The organism is Streptomyces sp. NRRL WC-3549 (assembly GCF_000721935.1).
Lineage (GTDB): Bacteria > Actinomycetota > Actinomycetes > Streptomycetales > Streptomycetaceae > Streptomyces.
Genome location: NZ_KL585429.1, coordinates 78,213 through 78,989 on the forward strand (window position 1 = coordinate 78,213; position 777 = coordinate 78,989).

The 777-nt window shown below is 77.2% G+C and carries 1 protein-coding gene; it reads right to left on the minus strand.

The annotated features are described in order from the left end of the window. Positions 1 to 777: LysR family transcriptional regulator (locus IH13_RS0130005; protein ID WP_063837514.1), on the minus strand; the 777-nt coding region annotated here is incomplete at both ends.

Sequence of the window (777 nt, forward strand, 5' to 3'; positions counted from 1 at the left end):
CCGTCAGGGTGAGCAGGTCGCGGGCCGGGCCGGCCGGCCGGTGTCCCGCGGGCCAGACCGCGCGCAGCTGCCGCCGCAGCCGCACCCCCGCGACCGGGACCTCGACCAGGCGCCGGGAGGACAGCTCCTCGTCCAGCGCGAGTTCGCTCAGCACGCAGGGCCCGGCGCCGCTCTCCGCCGCGCCCTTGACCGCCGTGGTCGAGGAGAGTTCGAGCAGGGGTGACGCCAGGCCGCCGTGCACGGCGAGCGCGGCGTCCAGGACCTGGCGGGTGCCCGACCCGTGCTCCCGCAGGATCAGCGGGGCCGCCGCGAGTTCCCCGGGGGCGAGCTGGGTGCGCCGCCGGGCCCACGGGTGGGACGGGGCGACCACGACGACGAGCCGGTCGTGCGCGACGACCGTGCCGTCGAGCCCCTCGGGCACGAAGAGCCCCTCCACGAAGCCCAGGTCGGCCTCGCCCCCGAGCAGCCGCAGGGCGACCGCGGCCGAGTTCCCCACGAGCAGGGAGACCGCCGTGTCCGGGCGGTCCGCGCGCAGGGCGATCAGCCAGCCGGGCATCAGGTACTCCGCGATCGTCATGCTGGCCGCCACCCGCAGCCGGGAGTCGCGGCGGGCGCGGAGCGCCTGGGCCCCCGCGTCGAAGGCCTCGGCCGCCTCGACCACCCGGCGCGCCCAGTCGGTGACCAGGGCACCGGCGTCGGTCAGCCGTGAGCCGCGCGGCGAGCGGTCCAGGAGGGCGACACCGAGCTGCCGCTCCATCTGTCTCTTATACACATCTC